The sequence below is a fragment of the Stenotrophomonas sp. YJH_SMC_25 genome, assembly GCF_059369595.1.
The window spans coordinates 167507-188249 of the sequence record NZ_JCAFSV010000001.1 but is presented as its reverse complement, the minus strand read 5'-3'; the positions used below and the strand labels follow the sequence as shown (position 1 = coordinate 188249).

Sequence of the window (20743 nt, the reverse complement as noted above, 5' to 3'; positions counted from 1 at the left end):
TTGCCGGCCAGCGGCAAGCACTACCGGGGTGCCATGCTGCATCCGCGCTTGGCATTCCCTGGCGCACTTGCCAGACTGCACGCAGCCGGCCGCCGGCCGGATCCGATGGAGCAGGCAATGGTGGAAGAGCGCGTCCCGCTGACGGTGCATGGCATGTCGGTCTCGGGCAATTGCCACAAGGTCCGGCTGCTGCTTGAGCAGCTCGGCAGCCGTTACCGCTGGGTGGAAGTGGACAGTGCCCATGGCCAGACCCACACGCCCGAATTCCTGGCGCTCAACCCGAATGCCAAGGTGCCGCTGATCGTCCGCGACGACGGCCGCGTGCTGACCGAGTCCAACGCGATCCTGTTCTGGCTGGCCGAAGGCACGCCCTACCTGCCCAGCGATGGCTGGGAGCGTGCGCAGGCGTTGAGCTGGATGTTCTTCGAGCAGTACACGCACGAGCCGTGCGTGGCGGTAGCGCGCTTCATCCGGGGCTGGACGGCGCCCGACTCGCCACGCCGTGCCGAACTGCCACGCCTGCACGAGCGTGCCGCCACCGCGTTGGCGGTGATGGAGCAGCACCTGCGCGAAGCGCAGTGGTTCACCGGCAGCGGATACGGCATTGCCGATATCGCCCTGTTTGCCTATACCGATGTGGCGGGCGAGGGCGGCATCAGCCTGGAGCCGTTCCCGGAAGTTCGCGCCTGGCTGCAGCGCGTGCGTGCGCAGCCGCGCTTCCTGCCGATGCCGGCGGTGACCGCCGAGGTGCGCTCGCGCTTCGAGGCGGCTTGATGCCCACAGGGTAGCGCCCGGTATTGCCGGGCGGAACGCAACAACGACACGGAGGGTGTTCGATGTTCGCTGTGGTTCCGGATCCGATTCCCGCACGCATGCGGGGGCTCAACCGCGCCGAGGTGTGCGACGTCAATTTCCTTGAGGCGGTGCGCGGGTGGCGCGGGACGCCGCGCCCGCGACCCGCGGCAGATGCTCCGATCCTGCCGGGCAGTACGCTCACCGCTGCCGCCTTCGATGAACTGTTCGACTCGCAGCTGGCCAGCCGCCAGCTGGACCTGATGGCGCGCGTGCTGCGCGTGCAGAACAAGGTCTTCTACACCATCGGTTCGTCCGGCCATGAAGGCAACGCGCTGCTGGCGCGGGCCTGCCGGCACACCGATCCTGCCTTCCTGCACTATCGTTCCGGCGCCTTCATGGCCGAGCGTTCGCGGCAGGTGCCGGGTATCGATCCGCTGCGCGATGCGGCACTGTCCTTCGCCGCCAGCGCGGATGATCCGGCCAGCGGTGGCCGCCACAAGGTGTGGGGCAGCAAGCCATTGTGGGTGCTGCCGCAGACCTCGACGATTGCGTCGCACCTGCCCAAGGCGCTGGGTACCGCGCTGGCCATCGAGAGTGGCAAGCGGCTGGGGCAGGCGCTGCCCATTCCCACCGACAGCATCGTGCTGTGCTCGTTCGGCGATGCGTCGGCCAACCACGCCACCGCGCAGACCGCCTTCAATACCGCGATGTGGTCGGCCTACCAGAAACTACCGGCGCCGATCCTGTTCGTCTGCGAGGACAATGGCCTGGGCATCTCGGTGAAGACCCCCGATGGCTGGATCGCCGAGCGCTTCAGCCACCAGCCGGGGCTGGACTATTTCTTTGCCGATGGCCTCGACCTGGCCACCGGGCACGCCCAGGTGCAGGCGGCGGTGGAACACTGCCGGCGCACGCGGCGGCCGACCTTCCTGCATCTGCGCACCACGCGCCTGATGGGCCATGCCGGCACCGACTTTGAAGTGGAATGGCGCGCGCTGCCGGAACTGTGCGCGGCCGAGGCGCAGGATCCGCTGCTGCGCTCGGCGCAGATCGCGCTGGAATCAGGCTGGATGGATGCGGCCGCCATCGAAGTGGCCTACGAAACGATGCGCGCGCGTTGCATGGCCGCTGCCGCCGATGCCGAAGGCAGTGCGAAGCTGCAGTCGCTGCGGGAGGTGATGGCGCCGCTGGCACCGTACACCCCTGCAGCGGTGCAGGCCGAAGCGCAGCGCGAGGTCGCTGCCGAAGCACGCGAGGCACTCTATGGCGGTGCCGAGGCATTGCCGGAACGACAGGCGCCGCGGCATCTCGCAATCCAGATCAATCATGGTCTGCAGGAGCTGCTGGCCAAGTATCCGCAGAGCCTGCTGTTCGGCGAGGACGTGGCGCAGAAGGGCGGTGTCTACACCGTCACCAAGGATCTGCTGCGCCGCTTCGGGCCGCGCCGGGTCTTCAACACCCTGCTGGACGAGACCATGATCCTGGGCATGGCGCAGGGCCTGGCCAACATGGGCATGCTGCCGATCCCGGAGATCCAGTACCTGGCCTACCTGCACAACGCCATCGACCAGCTGCGTGGCGAAGCCTGTTCGCTGCAGTTCTTCTCCAACGACCAGTACCGCAACCCGATGCTGGTGCGGGTGGCCGGGCTGGGCTACCAGAAGGGTTTCGGCGGCCATTTCCACAACGACAACTCGGTCACCGCCCTGCGCGACATCCCCGGGCTGGTGGTCGGCTGCCCATCGCGCGGCGACGACGCGGTGATGATGCTGCGCACGCTGGCGGCGCTGGCCCGGGTGGATGGGCGCGTGGCGGTGTTCCTGGAGCCGATCGCGCTGTACATGAGCAAGGACCTGCATGAGCCGGGCGATGGCCAGTGGCTGTTCGACTACCCGGCCCAGGGCCGGGCACTGGTGCCGGGCGAAGGCCGTGTTTACGGGCCGGAGGCTGGCGACCTGGTGGTCTACACCTACGGCAATGGCGTGCCGATGGCGCTGCGCGCAGCGCGAGCCATCGAACAGCAGCTGGGCTGGCAGGTACGGGTGGTCGACCTGCGCTGGCTGGTGCCGCTGGATGCCGGCTTCATCGCCAGCCAGGCCGCCAGCGCACGGCGCGTGCTGGTGCTGGACGAGGGCCGCCACAGTGGAGGGGTGGGCGAGGGTGTGGTCACCGCACTGGTCGAGGCCGGTTTCGGCCACCTGCCGCTGCGCCGGGTCTGCGGCGCCGATACCTATACCCCGCTGGCAGGGGCAGCAATGTTCGGGCTTCCAAGCGACAATGCGGTGATTGGCGCCGCCCTTGAACTGGCGCAGGAACCTTGATGCATGTGTGGATTGGCGGGAATGTTGTTGCCGGCGCCGGTGGCGTCGGCCGAGGTGCTGCAGGCGCAGGTCCTGGCCATGGGCGAGGCGCTGCACCACCGCGGGCCGGATGATGGCGGAAGCTGGGTCGATGCCGGGGCAGGCATCGCGCTGGCGCACCGTCGGCTGAGCATTCTCGATCTGTCGCCGCTGGGCCACCAGCCGATGGCCTCGTCCGATGGTCGCTACGTGATGGCCTACAACGGCGAGGTCTACAACTTCGCCGCCCTGCGTGCAGAACTGGAGCCGCTGGGGCATGCCTTCCGTGGCCATTCCGACACCGAAGTGCTGCTCGCGGCGATCCTGCAGTGGGGCATGGAAGAAACCGTGCAGCGTTGCAACGGCATGTTCGCCATCGCGCTGTGGGATCGCCAGGCGCAGTGCCTGTGGCTGGCACGCGACCGCGTTGGCAAGAAGCCGCTGTACTACGGCTGGGCCGGTGACACCCTGGTGTTCGGTTCCGAACTGAAAGCGCTGTGGCAGCACCCGGCGTTCGACAACGACATCGACCGCGACGCGCTGACTCTGTTGCTGCGGTTGGATTACATTCCGGCCCCGCACAGCATCCACCAGCGCTGCTACAAGCTGATGCCCGGCCGCGTGCTGCGCCTGGACGCCGAAGCCGTAGCGGCGGGTGCATCGGCGCATCGCCCGGAGCAGGCGCAGCGCCCGTACTGGGATGCGCGTGCACGCATGCAGGCCGCACTGGCTGCGCCGTTCCAGGGCCGCATCGAGGAAGCAGAGGAGCAGCTGGACGGGCTGCTGCGCGACGCGGTGGCGCTGCGCATGGTGGCCGACGTGCCGGTGGGCGTGTTCCTGTCCGGCGGTACCGATTCGTCGCTGGTGGCGGCGCTGATGCAGGCGCAAAGCGGGCAGCCGGTGCACAGCTTCAGCATCGGCTTCACCGATTCGGGCCACGACGAGGCACCGCTGGCCAGGGAACTGGCCACGCATCTGGGCTGCGACCACACCGAGCTCTACGTCAGCGGCGCGGATGCACTGGCAGTCGTGCCGCAGCTGCCGGCAATGTTCGACGAACCCTTTGCCGATGCCTCGCAGGTGCCGACCGCGCTGGTCGCCCGGCTGGCGCGGCAGGGCGTGACCGTGGCGTTGTCTGGCGACGGCGGTGATGAGCTGTTCTTCGGCTATACCCGCTACGTGCGCGCGCTGCGCAACTGGCAGATGCTGGGCCGCGTGCCGGGCCCGCTGCGACGCTGGATGGGCGCGCGCGCGCAGCACCAGGGCGAGGCCTCGCGGACCGGCGGACTGGCCGCGCTGTTGGCCGAGTCCGGCGCGCGTGGCATTGGCGACGTGTACCGCAACCGCATCTCGCGCTGGCGCGACCCCGCCGCGGCAGTGCCCGGCGCACAGGCCGCCGGCAGCTTCTACGACCTGGCCGATCCGCTGCACGGTGCCGGCACGCCGGCCGACGCGATGATGCTGGCCGATTACGTGACCTACCTGCCGGATGACCTGCTCTGCAAGGTCGACCGCACCTCGATGGCGGTCAGCCTGGAGGCACGCGCGCCGCTGCTGGACTGGCGCGTGGCCGAGTTCGCCTGGTCGCTGCCGCTGGGCTTCAAGCGCAGCGAAACCACCAGCAAGGTGCTGCTCAAGCGCGTGCTTGGCCGCTACGTGCCGCAGTCGATGGTGCACCGGCCCAAGCGCGGGTTCGGCGCGCCGGTCAGCGACTGGCTGAAGGGCGACCTGCGGCCGTGGGCCGAGGATCTGTTGCAGCCGGCGCGCCTGGAGCGCGAAGGCGTGCTGTCGGCGGCGGCGGTGCAGCCGCTGTGGCAGCAGTTCCTGGGCGGCCAGCGCAAGTGGCATACCCACCTGTGGAACGTGCTGATGTTCCAGGCCTGGCAGGCGCATTGGCGGCAGGTGCGGGCCCGCGTGACCGGGGGCTGATCTTCACCGGACGGCACGGGCCCGGCGTCTAGGCTGGGCCTCCCGCACCGTGAGGAGTATGTCCCTATGTCCGTCCCCACCATCGCTGTGTTCGTCGGCAGCCTGCGCAAGGATTCCTGCAACCGCAAGCTGGCCCATGCGCTGGAGAAGATCGCTGGCGACCGCGCGCGCTTCCAGTACGTGCAGATTGGTGATCTACCGCTGTACGACCAGGATTTCGATGGCCAGTACCCGCCTCAGGGCACCCGGCTGAAGGATCAGGTGCGCGCCGCCGACGCGGTGCTGTTCGTGACCCCCGAATACAACCGGTCGGTGCCGGGCGTGCTGAAGAACGCCATCGACGTCGGCTCGCGCCCCTACGGTGACAGTGCGTTTGCCGGCAAGCCGGCGGCGGTGATCGGCGCCTCCATCGGCCAGATCGGCACCGCCGTGGCCCAGCAGCACCTGCGCAACAGCCTGGCCTTCCTGGACATGCACGTGCTCGGCCAGCCCGAGGCGTTCATCCATTTCAAGGACGGCCTGATCGACGCCGACGGCACGATCCACAACGAGGGCACGCAGAAATTCCTGCAGGGGTACGTGGACCGGTTCCTGGCACTGATCGCGGTGCACGTGAAGGGCGACTGAGACCGATGGGGTAGCAGCAGCCAGGCCGCGGGTCGGATCCCGGCGCGCAGCGGCGGGCCCTGGCCCTACGTTCCGCTGAGCACCGGAGTCCGTGCGCTGCACGGAATCCGACCCTGGCCGCCTGATCTGCGATAATGACCCACCCGGGCGCCGCAACGGCGCCCGTCGCAGGCACTGCGACGCCCCCGCGCCAGAGTGGCCAGGCACTGGCGGATATCCCCCGTTTCTCCACGGCTTATCCACAGGCTTGTCCATGGCTGCCGGGGTCGGCGCATGCCTACACTCGTCCGGCCCACTTTTGCAGGAAACACCGCAGCATGTCCGCTCGTTCCGGCTTCCGTTCCAACCGCAGAGAGCGCGGTGATGGCTTTGATCGTGATCGCGATGAATCGCGTATCGACCAGTTGCGCGTTCCGCCGCATTCGGTGGAAGCCGAGCAGGCGGTGCTGGGTGGCCTGATGCTGGCGCCGGAGGCCTACGACCGGGTCAACGACCAGCTGACCGAGGGCGATTTCTACCGCCGCGATCACCAGATGATCTACCGCGCGATCCGTGAGCTGTCCGAGCGCGAGCGGCCGTTCGACGCGGTGACCCTGGGCGAGTGGTTCGAATCACAGGGCAAGCTGGAACTGGTGGGCGATGGTGCCTACCTGATCGAGCTGGCGAGCACCACGCCGTCGGCGGCCAACATCGTGGCCTATGCCGAGATCGTGCGTGACAAGGCCGTGCTGCGGCAGCTGATCCAGGTCGGCACCGACATCGTCAACGATGGCTTCCAGCCTGAGGGCCGTGACAGCAGTGAGCTGCTGGCCTCTGCGGAGAAGAGCGTGTTCGCCATCGCTGAACAGGGTGCACGCGGCCGTACCGACTTCGTGGCGATGCCTGGCGCGCTGAAGGATGCCTTCGAGGAACTGCGCAACCGCTTCGAGAACGGCGGCAACATCACCGGCCTGCCGACCGGCTACAACGACTTCGATGCGATGACCGCCGGCCTGCAGCCGACCGACCTGATCATCCTCGCCGCGCGCCCGGCCATGGGCAAGACGACTTTTGCACTGAACATCGCCGAGTACGCGGCGATCAAGTCGAAGAAGGGCGTGGCGGTGTTCTCGATGGAAATGTCGGCCTCGCAGCTGGCGATGCGCCTGATCTCCTCCAACGGCCGCATCAACGCGCAGCGCCTGCGTACCGGCCAGCTGGAAGATGAAGACTGGAGCCGCGTCACCAGCGCAATCAAGATGCTGAAGGAAACCAAGATCTTCATCGACGATACGCCGGGCGTGTCGCCGGAAGTGCTGCGTTCCAAGTGCCGCCGCCTCAAGCGCGAGCACGACCTGGGCCTGGTGGTGATCGACTACCTGCAGCTGATGAGCGTGCCGGGCAACAGCGAAAACCGCGCCACCGAAATCTCGGAGATCTCGCGTTCGCTGAAGGGCCTGGCCAAGGAACTGCACGTGCCGGTGATCGCGCTGTCGCAGCTCAACCGCTCGCTGGAAACACGTACCGACAAGCGCCCGGTGATGGCCGACCTTCGCGAATCGGGCGCAATCGAGCAGGACGCGGACATGATCGTGTTCATCTACCGCGACGATTACTACAACAAGGAAAATTCGCCGGACAAGGGCCTGGCCGAGATCATCATCGGCAAGCACCGTGGTGGCCCGACCGGATCGTGCAAGCTGAAGTTCTTCGGTGAGTACACCCGCTTCGACAACCTGGCCCACGACTCGGTCGGCTCATTCGAATAACCGTAGTGCCGGCCGCTGGCCGGCAACCACCCCACGGCTTGCAAACCATTCAGAACGCCAATCTTCCGTACGTGGCGTGTAAATGACATGTAACGCGAGGCTTCTACGATTCCGCCGCTGCTGCTCTTCGACGCCGCCCTTCGGCGTCCAGCGTGCCCAAGGAATCCGCCTCCATGCCGTCCCACGCTCCGCTTCGCCGCAATCTGCTGGCCCTGCTGGTCTGTGCTTCGCTGCCGTCGCTGGCTGTCGCTGAAACCGCCCCGGCGACCGACGCGCAGTCGGCCACGACTCTCGATTCGATCTCGGTGATCGGCCGCGGCGAAGCCCGCCAGGTGCAGCGCGTGACCGCCGAGGACATGAAGGTCCTGCCGCCCGGTGCCAACCCGCTGAAGCTGCTGGCGGCCAAGCCGGGCGTGCATTTCGAATCGGCCGATGCCACCGGCGCCTACGAATGGTCCACCAGCATCAGCCTGCGTGGCTTCAACCAGAATCGCCTGGGCTACACCCTCGATGGCATCCCGCTGGGCAACATGGCCTACGGCAACAGCAACGGCCTGCACATCAGCCGCGCGGTGATCAGCGAGAACCTGGGCGGTGCGGAGGTCTCCACCGGCATTGGTGCGCTGGGTACGCCGTCCACCAGCAACCTCGGCGGCGTGTTCCAGTTCTACTCGATCGATCCGTCCACCGAATATGGGGTCGTGCTGGCACAGAGCTTCGGCAGCGACAATGCGCGCCGCAGCTATGCGCGCCTCGATACCGGCGACCACCAGGGCTTTGCCGCTTACCTGTCCGGCGTGTATTCCGAAGGCGACAAGTGGAAGGGCAAGGGCTCGCAGGAACTGAAGCAGTTCAACGGCAAGGCCACCTACAACTTCGGCACGGACAGCAGGATCACCGCGCTGTTCAACGCTTCGCGCCGTGTCGAGGCCGACTACCAGGACCTGTCGCTGGAGATGATCGATCGCCTCGGCTGGGACTGGGACAACTACACGCCGGACTGGGATCGCGCGGTGGCTGCTGCACGCGGAAAGTACAGTGGTGGCGTCAACAGCCCGTGGGACGCCTATTACTCCGGCCACGGCCTGCGCAATGACGATGTGTCCAGCATTGCCGGTGATTTCGGCCTGAACGAGTCGATGCGCCTGAAGGTCAACGTCTACAACCACAGCAACCGTGGCCAGGGCCACTGGTTCAGCCCGTCCAATCCGTCCAACCCGGGCACCAGCCGCGAGATCCCGATCTCGATCCGCACCACCGAGTATGCGATCGACCGCACCGGCGTAACCTCGGCGTTCACCTGGAACGTGGCGGGCCACGAACTGGAGGCGGGCCTGTGGTACGAAGACAACGGCCACAGCGTGCAGCGCAACTTCTACTACATCGACGGCCCGATCACTGACGACTTCTTCCTGCGCAATCCGGACCAGCGCGTGTGGCACCAGCGCTACACCACCATCACCCGCCAGTTCTACGTGCAGGACCGCTTCCGCCTGTTCGATGACCGCCTGACCATCGACATCGGCGCGAAGTCGCCGCACACCCGCACCCGCGTGCGCACGCCGCTGGGCAGCTATGCCAACAACAGCAGCCTGACCTCGAAGAAGGGCCTGCTCCCGCAGGCGGGCTTCAACTTCAAGCTCAACGAGGGCAACGAGATCTTCGGCTCGTTCGCCAAGAACGTGGCCGCCTACGCGCTGGGCGTGGGCAGCCCGTTCAACGTGCCGCAGGCCGCCTTCGATGCCAGCGCGAAGAACCTGAAGCCGGAACAGTCGCGCACCATCGAGCTGGGCTGGCGCGGCTACGGCCAGGGCTATGAAGCCTCGGTAGCGGTGTACGACGTCAAGTTCGACAACCGTCTGCTGGCCATCGCGCAGTGCGTGGGCATCCTCGGTTGCCCGGCGCTGTTCTCCAACGTCGGTTCGGTAACCAGCCGCGGCGCCGAGGCGACCCTGCAGCTGAAGCCGATGCAGGACCTGGCCTGGTCCAACGCGCTGTCGTGGAATGACAGCACCTACGACAACGACTACGTCAACAACGGCGTGGTGCCGACCCGCGGCAAGAAGACCGTCGACACCCCGGAATGGATGTTCGCCAGCACCCTGGCCTGGACCCCGGGCCCGTGGGACCTGCGCCTGGCCGCCAACCATGTCGGCAAGCGTTACGTGACCTATACCAACGACGTGTCGGTGCCCAGCTACTGGCTGGTCAACGCTTCGGTGGCCTATGACTTCGGCACGCTCGGCCCGGCGCAGAACCTGACCGTGGCGCTGAACCTGACCAACCTGACCGACAAGCGCTACCTGTCCTCGATCAACACCAACGGCACCTACGCCGCCGACCCGACCCGCAGCCTGGCGACCATGCAGGTTGGCGCGCCGCGGCAGGTGATGGCCACCGCCACCGTGCACTTCTGATGCGCGGCCCCGTCGATCCGGAAAGCCGTCGTCGCCTGTTGCGCATGGCGTGGCAGGGCACGGGGGCGGCGATCGCACTGGCGGCGATGCCGGGGCTGGCCACGGCCGGCCCGCGCCCGCGGTTGGGGCGTGATCCGTTCACCCTGGGCGTCGCCGCCGGCGATCCGGATCCGCAGGGAGCCGTACTGTGGACGCGTCTGGCGCCGGACCCGCTCAACGGCGGCGGCATGCCATCGCGGGCGGTGCCGGTGCGCTGGTTCGTGGCCGAAGACCCGGGCATGCGCCGGCTGGTGCAGCGTGGCGTCGCCGCGGCGGTGCCCGAGCTGGCGCATTCGGTGCACGTGGAGGTCAATGGCCTGCGCCCAGGCCGCGACTACTACTACCGTTTTGCCTGCGACGGTGACGAGGAAAGCGCGGTCGGCCACTTCCGCACCGCGCCGCTGCCCGACACGCAGCTGCAGCAGCTGCGGCTGGCCCTGTGCACCTGCCAGGCCTGGAACAGTGGCTACTACCCGGTGCTGCGCGATATCGCGAAGAATGATGTCGACCTGGTGCTGCATGCCGGTGACTACCTGTACGAGTACAGCCCACTGCAGAACGCGCGTGGTCTCACGCTGGATGCGGAACGCTTCAGTGGCGAGACCGTCGGCCTGGAGCGCTACCGCGACCAGTACGCGCTGTACAAGCTCGATCCCGATCTGCAGGCCGCGCACGCCGCCCACGCGTTCGCGGTGATCTGGGACGACCACGAAGTGCAGAACGATTACTCCGGCATCCATCCGGAGAAGCCCGGCGTCTCGACGGAGGACTTCATCGTTCGCCGCGCGGCGGCCTACCGCGCGTTCTACGAACACCTGCCGATGCGTAGTACGCCTGCGGGCAACGGTGGCCTGCGCGTGCATCGGCGCCTGCGTTACGGCGATCTGGCACAGCTTGCGCTGCTCGACTGCCGCCAGTTCCGTCCGGCCAATCCCTGCGGGGTGGGCGAGTCGCCGCGCTGCGACGCTGCGCTGGATCCACGCATTAGCATGCTGGGCGTGGGCCAGGAAGCCTGGTTCGCGCAGTCGATGGCGGCCGCACGGGGCACGCGCTGGAACGTGGTGGTGCAGCAGCTGCTGATGGCGCAGCTGCGGCTGGACGGCGGCACGGCGCGAGAGCGCTTCTGGAACGATGCCTGGGACGGCTATCCCGCCGCACGCAAGCGGTTGCTGCAGGCGATGCAGGCGGGCGGGCAGGGCAATGCCATCGTGCTCGGTGGTGACTGGCATTCCACTTTCGTCAATGACCTGAAGCTGGATTTCGACGCGGCCGATGCCCCGGTGGTGGCCACCGAGTTCATCGCGCCGGCAATCAGCAGTGGCGGCGACGATACGCCTTATGGCCCGTACTACGGTTCGTCGATTCCGCAGAACCCGCATATCCGCTATTTCGACGGTGACCGCCGCGGCTGGTGGAAGCTGCAGCTGAACCGGCAGACCGTGGATGCGGAGCTGCGCTTCGCCGACAGCGTGCTGCACGCGGATGCGCCGGTGCGCACTGCGGCGCGCTTCCAGGTCACCCACGGCCGCCCGGGCGCAGTGCCGGTGTGAATCCGTTCGGTCGTGCCGGCCGCTGGCCGGCAACCTGATCAATCTTCGGTTTCCCCACCACCGGATTCATCGCCCCGAGCCGGGTTTCGTCGCAAACCGTTTGCGGGCGGCCAGAGCGGGGCGCCAAGGTGTCCGCAGGCGGCAAGGTGCCGCCACAAGGAGACCGTGATGAAGACCCTGTTCGCGCTCGGTGTGTGGTGCCTGCTGTTCGTGCTGTGCTGGCCGCTGGCGATCCTTGCCCTGATCGCCTGGCCGTTCGTGTGGCTGCTGAGCCTGCCGTTCCGCCTGGTCGGCATCACCTTCTCGGCGCTGTTTGCGTTCCTGCGCGCGCTGTTCATGCTGCCCGCGCGCCTGCTCGGCGGCGGCCCGGTGGCGGCATGAGGGCTGTGTTGCTGGTCGGACTGGTCCTGTTGGCGGGCCCGGTACTGGCTGCACCTCCAGCACCGCCTTCGGTGTGGCTGGAACGCCAGCAGACCGCTGCGGCTGACGAGGCCAATGCTGCGGCGGTCTCTGCGCCGAAAGCCAAGGAGCGCTGCAGGGTCGCGAAGGAATGGAAGGTCGGCGATACGGTTGTGCAGCACAGGGTCTGCGAGGATCCACCGAAGAAGCCGGCTGGAAAGGTGTAGCGCCGAGCCCATGCTCGGCGCTACAGGGAAACGGGCAACAAAAAAACCCCGCCGAAGCGAGGTTTTTCGTATCCGGGTGATGCCGGCCAGCGGCCGGCACTACCAGCGAACGATCAGTTCGCCTTGTGGATGGCGCGCTTGCTGACCGCCATCGCCGCGTCGTGGATCACTTCCGACAGCGACGGGTGGGCGTGGCAGATGCGGGCCAGGTCATCGGCCGAACCGCTGAACTCCATGGTCAGCACGCCTTCGTGCACCAGTTCGGAGACGTTGGCGCCGACCAGGTGCATGCCGAGGATGCGATCGGTTTCGGCATGGGCCAGGATCTTCACAAAGCCCGCCGGCTCGATCATCGCCACGGCACGGCCGTTGGCGGCGAACGGGAAGCTGCCGGCCTTGTACGGGATGCCTTCGGCCTTCAGCTGGGCTTCGGTCTTGCCGACCCACGCCAGTTCCGGCTCGGTGTAGATGACCCACGGGATGGTGTCGAAGTTGACGTGGCCCGGCAGGCCGGCGATCAGCTCAGCCACCGCGATGCCTTCCTCGAAGCCCTTGTGCGCCAGCATCGGGCCGCGCACGCAGTCGCCGACCGCCCACACGCCGTTGACGCCGGTGTGGCAGTGCGCGTCGACTTCGATCTGGCCGCGCTCGTTGATCTTGACGCCGGTGCCTTCGGCCAGCAGGCCCTTGGTGGCGGCGCGACGGCCAACGGCCACCAGCAGCTTGTCCACGGTCAGGGTCTTTTCGCCTTCAGCGTCGGCGTAGGTGACGATGACTTCCTTCTTCTTGCCCTTGCCGGTGATCTCGGTCTTGGAAACCTTGGCATTGAGCTTGATGTCCAGGCCCTGCTTCTTGAATTCCTTGGCTGCGGTCTTGGCCACTTCGGCGTCGGCAGCCGCCAGGAATTCCGGCATGGCTTCGAGGATGGTGACTTCCGCGCCCAGGCGCTTCCACACGCTGCCCAGTTCCAGGCCGATGACGCCGGCGCCGATCACCGCCAGGCGGTTCGGCACTTCGGTGAAGTCCAGGCCGCCGACGTTGTCGACGATGGTCTCGCCGTCGAACTTGGCGAACGGCAGTTCGATCGAATCCGAACCGGCCGCGATGATGACGTTGGTGCCCTTCAGCTCGACGATGGAACCGTCATGCTGGGTGACCTTGACCACGTTGCCCGGCTGCAGTTCGCCAAAACCATAATAGGCAGCGACCTTGTTGGCCTTGAACAGCATGCCGATGCCGCCGGTGAACTGCTTGACGATCTTGTCCTTGCGGCCAACCATCGCCTCGACGTCGATCTTGGCATCCTTGAAGCTGATGCCGTGGTCGCCAAAGATGTGGCCCATGTTCCAGAACTGGCGCGAGGAATCCAGCAGCGCCTTGGACGGGATGCAGCCCACGCGCAGGCAGGTGCCGCCGAGGGCCGGCTTGCCGTCCTTGCCCAGCGCCGCGTCGATGCAGGCGGTCTTCAGGCCCAGCTGGGCCGCGCGGATGGCAGCGTGGTAACCGGCCGGGCCGGCACCGATGACGACGACGTCGAATTGTTCAGCCATTGAATTATTCCTTGATGCATTACCAGAACCCCTCCGCGCAGGCGCGGAGGGGCGGGAGGTGTCTTACAGGCCGAACAGCATGCGGCCCGGGTTTTCCAGCTGGTTCTTGATGTCCACCAGGAACTGCACCGAATCCTTGCCGTCGATGATGCGGTGGTCGTACGACAGCGCCAGGTACATCATCGGCGCGATCACGACCTGGCCGTTCTGGGCGATCGGACGCTCCTTGATGGCGTGCATGCCCAGGATGGCGCTCTGCGGCGGGTTGATGATCGGGGTCGACAGCAGCGAACCGAAGGTGCCGCCGTTGGTCACGGTGAAGGTGCCGCCCTGCAGTTCATCCAGGCCCAGCTTGCCGTCACGCGCCTTCTTGGCGTAGTCGGCGATGGTCTTCTCGATGTCGGCGAACGACATGCGCTCGACATTGCGCAGGACCGGGGTGACCAGGCCCTTTTCGGTCGAGACGGCGATCGAGATGTCCGAGTAGCCGTGGTAGATGATGTCGTCGCCGTCGATCGAGGCGTTGACCAGCGGGAAGCGCTGCAGCGCGTTGGCGGCGGCCTTCACGAAGAAGCTCATGAAGCCCAGCTTGATGCCGTGTGCCTTGACGAACTCGTCCTGCAGTTCCTTGCGCGCCGCCGAGACCTTGGACAGGTCGACTTCGTTGAAGGTGGTCAGCATCGCGGTGGAGTTCTTCGACTCCATCAGGCGCTCGGCGATGCGCTTGCGGATGCGGGTCATCGGCACGCGTTCTTCCGGACGTGCGCCACCGGCCTTGCCGGCGCCGCCGTTGCGGGCGAAGTTGACGATGTCTTCCTTGGTCACCGCGCCGCGACGGCCGGTGCCGTCGACGTCGGCCGGGTTCACGCCTTCGGTGATGGCGGTGAAGCGGGCGCCCGGCGGCAGCGCATCGGCGGCCGACTTGGCGGCCGGGGCCGGAGCGGCGGCAGCGGCCGGAGCAGCAGCGGCCGGGGCAGCGGCTGCAGCCGGAGCGGCTTCGGCAGCCGGAGCCGGGGCAGCAGCCACGGCGCCTTCTTCGATGATCGCCACGACCTGGCTGGAGGTCACGGTCGAGCCTTCGGCGAACTTGATTTCCTTCAGCACGCCGTCGACCGGCGACGGCACTTCCAGGACGACCTTGTCGGTTTCCAGGTCAAGCAGGTTTTCGTCGCGCTTGACGGCGTCGCCCACCTTCTTGTGCCAGGTGGCGATGGTGCCGTCGGCGACGGATTCGGGCAGTACCGGGGCTTTGACTTCGGTGGCCATTGCGGGAGCTTCCTGGTTTGTCTTCTAAATAGGGGGAGGATTATTCAGCGAACGTGTCGTTGAACGGGTTGACCAGCGCGTCGGCGATCAGCTGCTGCTGTTCGCGGACGTGGTCAGCCATGTGACCGGCAGCCGGCGACGCCGAACGTGCGCGACCGGCGTAGTGCAGGTTCTGGCCGTCGGCCAGGCAGAACTGCAGGTGGTGGCGGATCTGGTACCACGCACCCTGGTTCTGCGGTTCTTCCTGCGTCCACACCACGTCGGTGGCCTTGCCGTACTTCTTCAGCTCGGCAGCCAGCAGCGCACGCGGGAACGGATACAGCTGCTCCACGCGGATGATCGCCACGTCGTCCTGGCCACGCTTGGTCTGGTCTTCCAGCAGGTCGTAGTAGACCTTGCCCGAGCACAGCACCACGCGCTTGACCTTCTTGGCGTCCGCACTGGCGTCGCCGATCAGGTGCTGGAACTCGCCGTTGGCCAGTTCGTCCAGGGTCGACACGGCCAGCTTGTGGCGCAGCAGCGACTTCGGCGACATCACCACCAGCGGCTTGCGGGTGGTCAGGTGCAGCTGGCGGCGCAGCATGTGGAAGGCCTGTGCCGGGGTGGACGGAACCACCACCAGCATGTTCTCCAGTGCACACAGCTGCAGGAAGCGCTCCAGGCGCGCCGAGCTGTGCTCCGGACCTTGCCCTTCATAGCCATGCGGCAGCAGCAGGGTCAGGCCGGAAATGCGGCCCCACTTGGCTTCACCGGCGGCGATGAACTGGTCGATCACCACCTGGGCGCCGTTGGCGAAGTCGCCGAACTGGCCCTCCCAGATGCACAGCGTGTTCGGATCGGTGGTGGAGAAGCCGTACTCGTAGGCCATCACCGCTTCTTCGCTCAGCAGCGAATCGATGACGGTGGCCTTCTCCGGCGAATCCACCAGCTGCCGCAGCGGCATGTAGTAGTTGTCGGTCTTCTGGTCGTGCAGGATCGCGTGGCGGTGGGTGAACGTACCGCGACCGACGTCCTGGCCGACCAGGCGCAGTGCGTGGCCTTCGTCGAGCAGGGTGGCGTAGGCCAGGTTCTCGGCAAAGCCCCAGTCGCCCGGGATCTCGCCGGCGGCCATCTTGCGGCGGTCGTCATAGACCTTGGCCACGCGCGAGTGCAGCTGCACGTCTTCGGGAATGGTGTTGATCAGCTTGGCCAGTTCGACCAGCTTGTTCTTCTCGACCTTGGTCGAGACCGGGTCGGACAGCTTGCCTTCCAGCAGCTTCGGCCAATCGACGAACAGCGGGCTGGTCGGCGGGGTCTTCTCGACCTTGGCCAGCTCGGTGGTCACCTCACCGGCATCGAGCTTCTCGCGGTAGGCATCGACCATCGCCTTGCCGGCACCGGCAGCGATCACGCCTGCCTTTTCCAGCTGCTCGGCGTACATCTCGCGGGTGGTCGGGTGCTTGCGGATCACCTGGTACATCAGCGGCTGGGTGATCGCCGGCTCGTCGGCCTCGTTGTGGCCCCAACGGCGGTAGCACATCAGGTCGATGACCACGTCCTTGGCGAACTTCTGGCGGAACTCGAAGGCCAGCTGCGCGGCGAACACCACCGCTTCCGGATCATCGCCGTTCACGTGCAGCACCGGGGCGGCGATCATCTTCGCCACGTCGGTGGCGTAGCGCGTGGAGCGCGTGTCCAGCGGGTTGGAGGTGGTGAAGCCGACCTGGTTGTTGACCACGATGTGCACGGTGCCGCCGACGGCGAAGCCGCGGGCCTGCGACATCTGGAACAGCTCCATGACCACGCCCTGGCCCGAGAAGGCCGCATCGCCGTGGATCAGGATCGGCATGACCTGCTTGCGTGCGGTGTCCTTGCGGCGCTCCTGGCGCGAACGCACGGAACCGGCCACGACCGGGTCGGCGATTTCCAGGTGCGACGGGTTGAACGCCAGCGCCAGGTGCACCGGGCCGCCGTCGGTAGCCACGTCGGCCGAGAAGCCCATGTGGTACTTCACGTCGCCGGCAGAAGCGTGCTCGTCGTGCTCGAACTTGCCTTCGAACTCGTCGAACAGCTTGCGCGGGTTCTTGCCGAGGGTGTTGACCAGCACGTTCAGGCGGCCGCGGTGGGCCATGCCGATCACCACGTCCTTGACGCCATCCTTGCCGGCGCTGCGGATGATGGTGTCCATCATCGGGATCAGCGAGTCGCCGCCTTCCAGCGAGAAGCGCTTCTGGCCGACGTACTTGGTGTGCAGGTAGCGCTCCAGGCCTTCGGCCGCGGTCAGGCGCTCCAGGGTGCGGCGCTGGGTGTCAGCGTCCAGCTGGTAGTTGCCACCGGCTGCTTCCAGCTTCTTGTAGATCCACTGGCGCTGCTCGACCTCGGAGATGTGCATGAACTCCGCACCGATCGAGCCGGTGTAGGTCGCCTTCAGGCGTGCCAGCAGGTCGCGCAGCTTCATGCGCGGCTGGCCACCGACGCCGCCGGTGCTGAACTCGCTGTTGAGGTCGGCATCGGACAGGCTGTGGAACGGCAGGCCCAGGTCCGGGGTGTTGACCGGCGCGGCCAGGCCCAGCGGATCGAGGCGGGCGTCCAGGTGGCCGCGCGAGCGGTAGGCGGTGATCAGACGACCGACATTGCGTTCACGCTCGTCGCCCGCACCGTTGCCGGTGCCGGCCTTCAGCGCTTCCTTGGCCGCGTCCGCAATGTGGGAGATGACGGCCGAGTGCGGAATGTCGCCTGCTTCGCGGCCCTTGAAGCCGTCGAAGTAGGTCTTCCATTTGGGATCGACACTGTCCGGGGAGACCAGGTACTGCTCGTACAGGTCCTCGACATAGGAGGCGTTGCCGCCGGCGAGCTGCGAAGATTGCGCAAACTGCTTCAGTTGATTGTCCACGATGGAGGGTGTTGATTCGCTTTGTGGGGTATGGCTTCAGAAGGACCCGGCAGGAAGATGAATAGCCCTGCGCGGGCGCGTTCAAACAGCCAAATTGTACCCCCATCCGGACAGGAAGGGGCACCAAAACGGGCATCCCGGGTCCCCCGGTGCCGCTTCCAGACAGGTTGAGTGGGCGGTACCCCGCTCAGATGCCGAGCGCACGCAGTTCGCTGCAATCGCGCGAACGGTCCCAGACCCGCTGCAATTGCTGCTCGAACGGCTGCGAACGTGCAGGCAGCGCGACGCCTGCCTCGCCGTCGAGGCGATGACCGATCAGACGAAAGTAGAAGTCGCCGGCGTCGTTGAGCAGGCAGGCCGAGGCCAACGCACGGTCGATCGGGTCGGTGACCTCGCGGAACTGGATCACGCTGGGCAGGCGCTGGGCCAAGGCCAGCAGCGGTGCCCCGGCAGAGGCGATGGCGGCGGCGTCGTGCACGATCACCCGCAGCTGCTTGTCGTGGCGGGCGGTGACGAAGCGGCGCAGGGCGGCCTGTACCGGCGGCGCGTCGAGCAGTCCCGGGTCCAGCTGACGGCTGTGCAGCCACACTTGGCGGCGGGCACGGTGGACGATGGCCGTGGTGATGGCCACCGCCTGCTCGCGGCTGTCGATGGCACTGGCCGCGCCCAACCGGCGGCGCATCTGCTGGTGGCCGATGCCGGCCTCCTCGAATACCTCGCCTTCCGGCAGGAAGCCCTGGCGGGCATAGAAATCGCGGGCGGGCAGCTGGGCGTGCAGGTGCAGCTCGGCCAGGCCGAGCCTGCGCCCGGCCTCGACCAGTGCCTCCAGCAGGGCCTCACCGACCCCGTGGCTGCGATGGCTGGCCAGCACCGCCATGCGGCCGATGCGGCCGTCCGGGGCCAGCCGACCGGTGCCGACCGGCTGGTTGTCACTGTCCAGCGCCAGCACATGGGCGCTGAGCGGGTCCAGCGCATCGCGTTCCAGTTCGGCGGCGATGCCCTGTTCCTGCACGAACACGCGTTGGCGCACGTCGTGGATGGCGACGTGGGCGTCGGCGTGGCTGACCTGCTGGACCCGGACCATGGCAGGGCTCAGGCGCGACCGTCGTCGCTGTCGTCTTCGTCGTGATCCTCGAAGTTGACGATGACCTCGATGCCGTCGTCGTGCACGGTCACGGTGTGGACATCGTCGGACACCGCCTCGGCGTCGATCGCGTCGACACGGTCACGGCCTTCAACCACTTCGCCGAGCACCACGGCGTCTTCGCCGTCATCCTCATCTTCAGCGTCATACACCTCGTTCGGATCGATCAGCTGGAACACGCCACCGACCAACAGCTGCTGGACCACCGCGCGGCCCTTGTCGGACAGGCCGCGATAGGCGGCGGCATCGAGCTGCTCGGCGCCGGCCAGGCGCTGCGCGTCCTTCACCGGCAGCGCGAAGTCCTGGCCACTGACGTACAGGCTGGCGCCGCGCTTGGCCCGGCGCCAGGCCAGGCGTGCCCACGGATGACGCTGCAGCAGCAGGCCCGAGGCCAGGGCCTGGACCACTTCCTCCTGTGCCGGTGCGGCCTGGTGAGCCATCACTTCGCCGGCCGCGCGGTAGGTGGTGATGAAACGGCCGAACCAGTCACCCAGCTTGTCCGGATCGTTCATGCGGATGGCATTGAGCGCGGTGATCACCCGCGCCATCGCCACCGTGTCGATCTCGTTCGGGTCGGCCGGCACCTTCAGGTCGGCATCCTGGTAGCGGATGTTCTCGTCGGCGTCGGCGATCAGGGTGTCCAGGTAGTCGCTGATCAGCTCGGCCGAGGACGGCGCACGCATGCCGAAGGAGAAGGTCAGGCAGGGGTCTTCAGCGACGCCGTGGTGCGGCACGTTCGGCGGCAGGTACAGCATGTCGCCCGGCGCCAGCACCCAGTCGTGGGTGGGCTTGAACACCTTCAGCAGCTTCAGCTCCACGTCGGGGCGGAAGCCCAGCGGCGGCTGCCTGCCCTTGATCGATTCGCTGGCATCGATCTGCCAGCGGCGGTGGCCGTGGGCCTGCAGCAGGAATACGTCGTACTGGTCGACATGGGCGCCGACCGAGCCGCCGGTGGCGGCGAAGCTGATCATCACGTCATCCATGCGCCAGCGCGGCAGGAAGCTGAAGTGCTCGATCAGGGCGCGCACGTCCGGGTCCCACTTGTCCACGTCCTGCACCAGCAGGGTCCAGTCGTGGTCGGGCAGGGCGGGGAACACGTCTTCCTGGAACGGGCCGGTACGCACGCGCCAGCCGTCCTGGGTCTTGTCGTGCTCGATCAGGCGCGCCAGCACGCCTTCTTCGCAGGCCAGCCCGGCCAGGTCTTCCGGCTGCACCGGGGTCTGGAAGTCGGGGAAGGCGTTGCGGATCAGCAGCGGGCGCTTCTGCCAGAAGTCGCGCAGGAAGGTGGCCGGCGCCATGCCCAGCGGTTGGCCGGGGCGGGCGGTGACTTCGATCAGGGGGGCGGAGGACTTGCGGGCGGCCATGGGGGAATCCTTGCAGCGGAAAGCGGGAGGGGCGGCGCGGCGGGCCGCCAAGGTCTCCATTGTCCGCCGTTCGTCGGGATTGCGCACGTGCGCGGGTTTGTCGCGGGGTGTCCGGCCAACGGCGGAGCCCCTCGTGGCGGGGTGGGTTCACAAGCAAAAGCCGCGCTTGGCCGGGCGGGTGGGCTGCGCGGGGGACGCTGCAAGTACGTCCCTGTAAGCTTGGCCGCCGCATCCATGCGGCGGACACCCCCGCGCAGCCCACCCGCCCGGCCCCTGGCAGTTTCCTGCGCGGCCCGCCACGGAATGGAAGAAGAAAAGCAAAAGCAACAGCGGGTCGCGCGCTGCGCTTGCTCGTGCCAAAACAAAAGAGGGACGCGGCGAAGCCGCGTCCCTCTTTCAAATTCCGTCCCGACAACCCAATGCTCTTCGATCCGTCACCGGGAATCTGTCAGAGGTGGGGCGGGTTGGGTTCGCGGG

At 67.1% G+C, this 20743-nt stretch carries 14 protein-coding genes; 9 read left to right on the top strand and 5 right to left on the bottom strand.

Annotation, left to right across the window (positions count from 1 at the left end):
• Positions 1 to 117 precede the first annotated feature (117 nt).
• From AC5P7E_RS00895 to AC5P7E_RS00855, 9 genes are all read left to right on the top strand, one after another.
• Complete coding sequence (locus AC5P7E_RS00895; protein WP_005410282.1) at positions 118 to 774, top strand: glutathione S-transferase family protein; 657 nt, start codon at positions 118 to 120, stop codon at positions 772 to 774.
• 62 nt (positions 775 to 836) lie between these two features.
• A complete protein-coding gene (locus tag AC5P7E_RS00890) occupies positions 837 to 3116 on the top strand; it encodes a transketolase C-terminal domain-containing protein (RefSeq protein WP_012480788.1) in 2280 nt (759 codons plus the stop codon).
• 3 nt (positions 3117 to 3119) lie between these two features.
• The gene (gene asnB, locus AC5P7E_RS00885) at positions 3120 to 5063 is read left to right on the top strand and encodes an asparagine synthase (glutamine-hydrolyzing) (RefSeq protein WP_062607405.1); all 1944 of its coding nucleotides are present in this window, start codon (positions 3120 to 3122) and stop codon (positions 5061 to 5063) included.
• 66 nt (positions 5064 to 5129) lie between these two features.
• Entirely contained in the window at positions 5130 to 5690 is a 561-nt protein-coding gene (locus AC5P7E_RS00880; RefSeq protein WP_024956652.1) for an NADPH-dependent FMN reductase, read from the top strand.
• Between the two features lie 317 nt (positions 5691 to 6007).
• Positions 6008 to 7438: a replicative DNA helicase gene (locus AC5P7E_RS00875; protein ID WP_005410278.1), complete on the top strand. Its 1431-nt coding sequence runs from the start codon at positions 6008 to 6010 to the stop codon at positions 7436 to 7438.
• 173 nt (positions 7439 to 7611) lie between these two features.
• On the top strand, positions 7612 to 9855 hold the full coding sequence (locus AC5P7E_RS00870) for a TonB-dependent receptor family protein (RefSeq protein ID WP_329761638.1): 2244 nt from the start codon (positions 7612 to 7614) through the stop codon (positions 9853 to 9855).
• Complete coding sequence (locus tag AC5P7E_RS00865) at positions 9855 to 11444, top strand: alkaline phosphatase D family protein (protein WP_114618920.1); 1590 nt, start codon at positions 9855 to 9857, stop codon at positions 11442 to 11444. Before AC5P7E_RS00870 ends, AC5P7E_RS00865 begins: the two co-directional genes overlap by 1 nt.
• Before the next feature lie 168 nt (positions 11445 to 11612).
• Positions 11613 to 11825 (top strand): hypothetical protein, encoded by a 213-nt coding sequence (locus tag AC5P7E_RS00860; RefSeq protein ID WP_005410275.1) that lies wholly within the window; start codon positions 11613 to 11615, stop codon positions 11823 to 11825.
• Entirely contained in the window at positions 11822 to 12070 is a 249-nt protein-coding gene (locus AC5P7E_RS00855; RefSeq protein WP_043034714.1) for a hypothetical protein, read from the top strand. The genes AC5P7E_RS00860 and AC5P7E_RS00855 overlap by 4 nt, the downstream gene beginning before the upstream one ends.
• Positions 12071 to 12183: 113 nt before the next feature.
• On the opposite strand, the gene lpdA is transcribed toward AC5P7E_RS00855, so the two are convergent.
• The 5 genes from lpdA to AC5P7E_RS00830 all read right to left on the bottom strand — a co-directional run bounded on the left by lpdA (position 12184) and on the right by AC5P7E_RS00830 (position 20266).
• Positions 12184 to 13620, bottom strand: a complete 1437-nt coding sequence (gene lpdA, locus AC5P7E_RS00850) for a dihydrolipoyl dehydrogenase (protein ID WP_114618921.1) — start codon at positions 13618 to 13620, stop codon at positions 12184 to 12186.
• 63 nt (positions 13621 to 13683) lie between these two features.
• On the bottom strand, positions 13684 to 14886 hold the full coding sequence (gene sucB / locus AC5P7E_RS00845) for a dihydrolipoyllysine-residue succinyltransferase (protein WP_005410272.1): 1203 nt from the start codon (positions 14884 to 14886) through the stop codon (positions 13684 to 13686).
• Positions 14887 to 14926: 40 nt separating this feature from the next.
• Positions 14927 to 17758 carry a 2-oxoglutarate dehydrogenase E1 component gene (locus AC5P7E_RS00840; RefSeq protein WP_005410271.1) on the bottom strand — a complete coding sequence of 944 codons (2832 nt, stop codon included), beginning with the start codon at positions 17756 to 17758 and terminating at the stop codon, positions 14927 to 14929.
• Between the two features lie 187 nt (positions 17759 to 17945).
• Positions 17946 to 18842 carry a GNAT family N-acetyltransferase gene (locus AC5P7E_RS00835; RefSeq protein WP_024956655.1) on the bottom strand — a complete coding sequence of 299 codons (897 nt, stop codon included), beginning with the start codon at positions 18840 to 18842 and terminating at the stop codon, positions 17946 to 17948.
• Positions 18843 to 18850: 8 nt separating this feature from the next.
• Positions 18851 to 20266, bottom strand: a complete 1416-nt coding sequence (locus tag AC5P7E_RS00830) for a ribosomal protein uL16 3-hydroxylase (RefSeq protein ID WP_049452169.1) — start codon at positions 20264 to 20266, stop codon at positions 18851 to 18853.
• Positions 20267 to 20743: the final 477 nt, after the last annotated feature.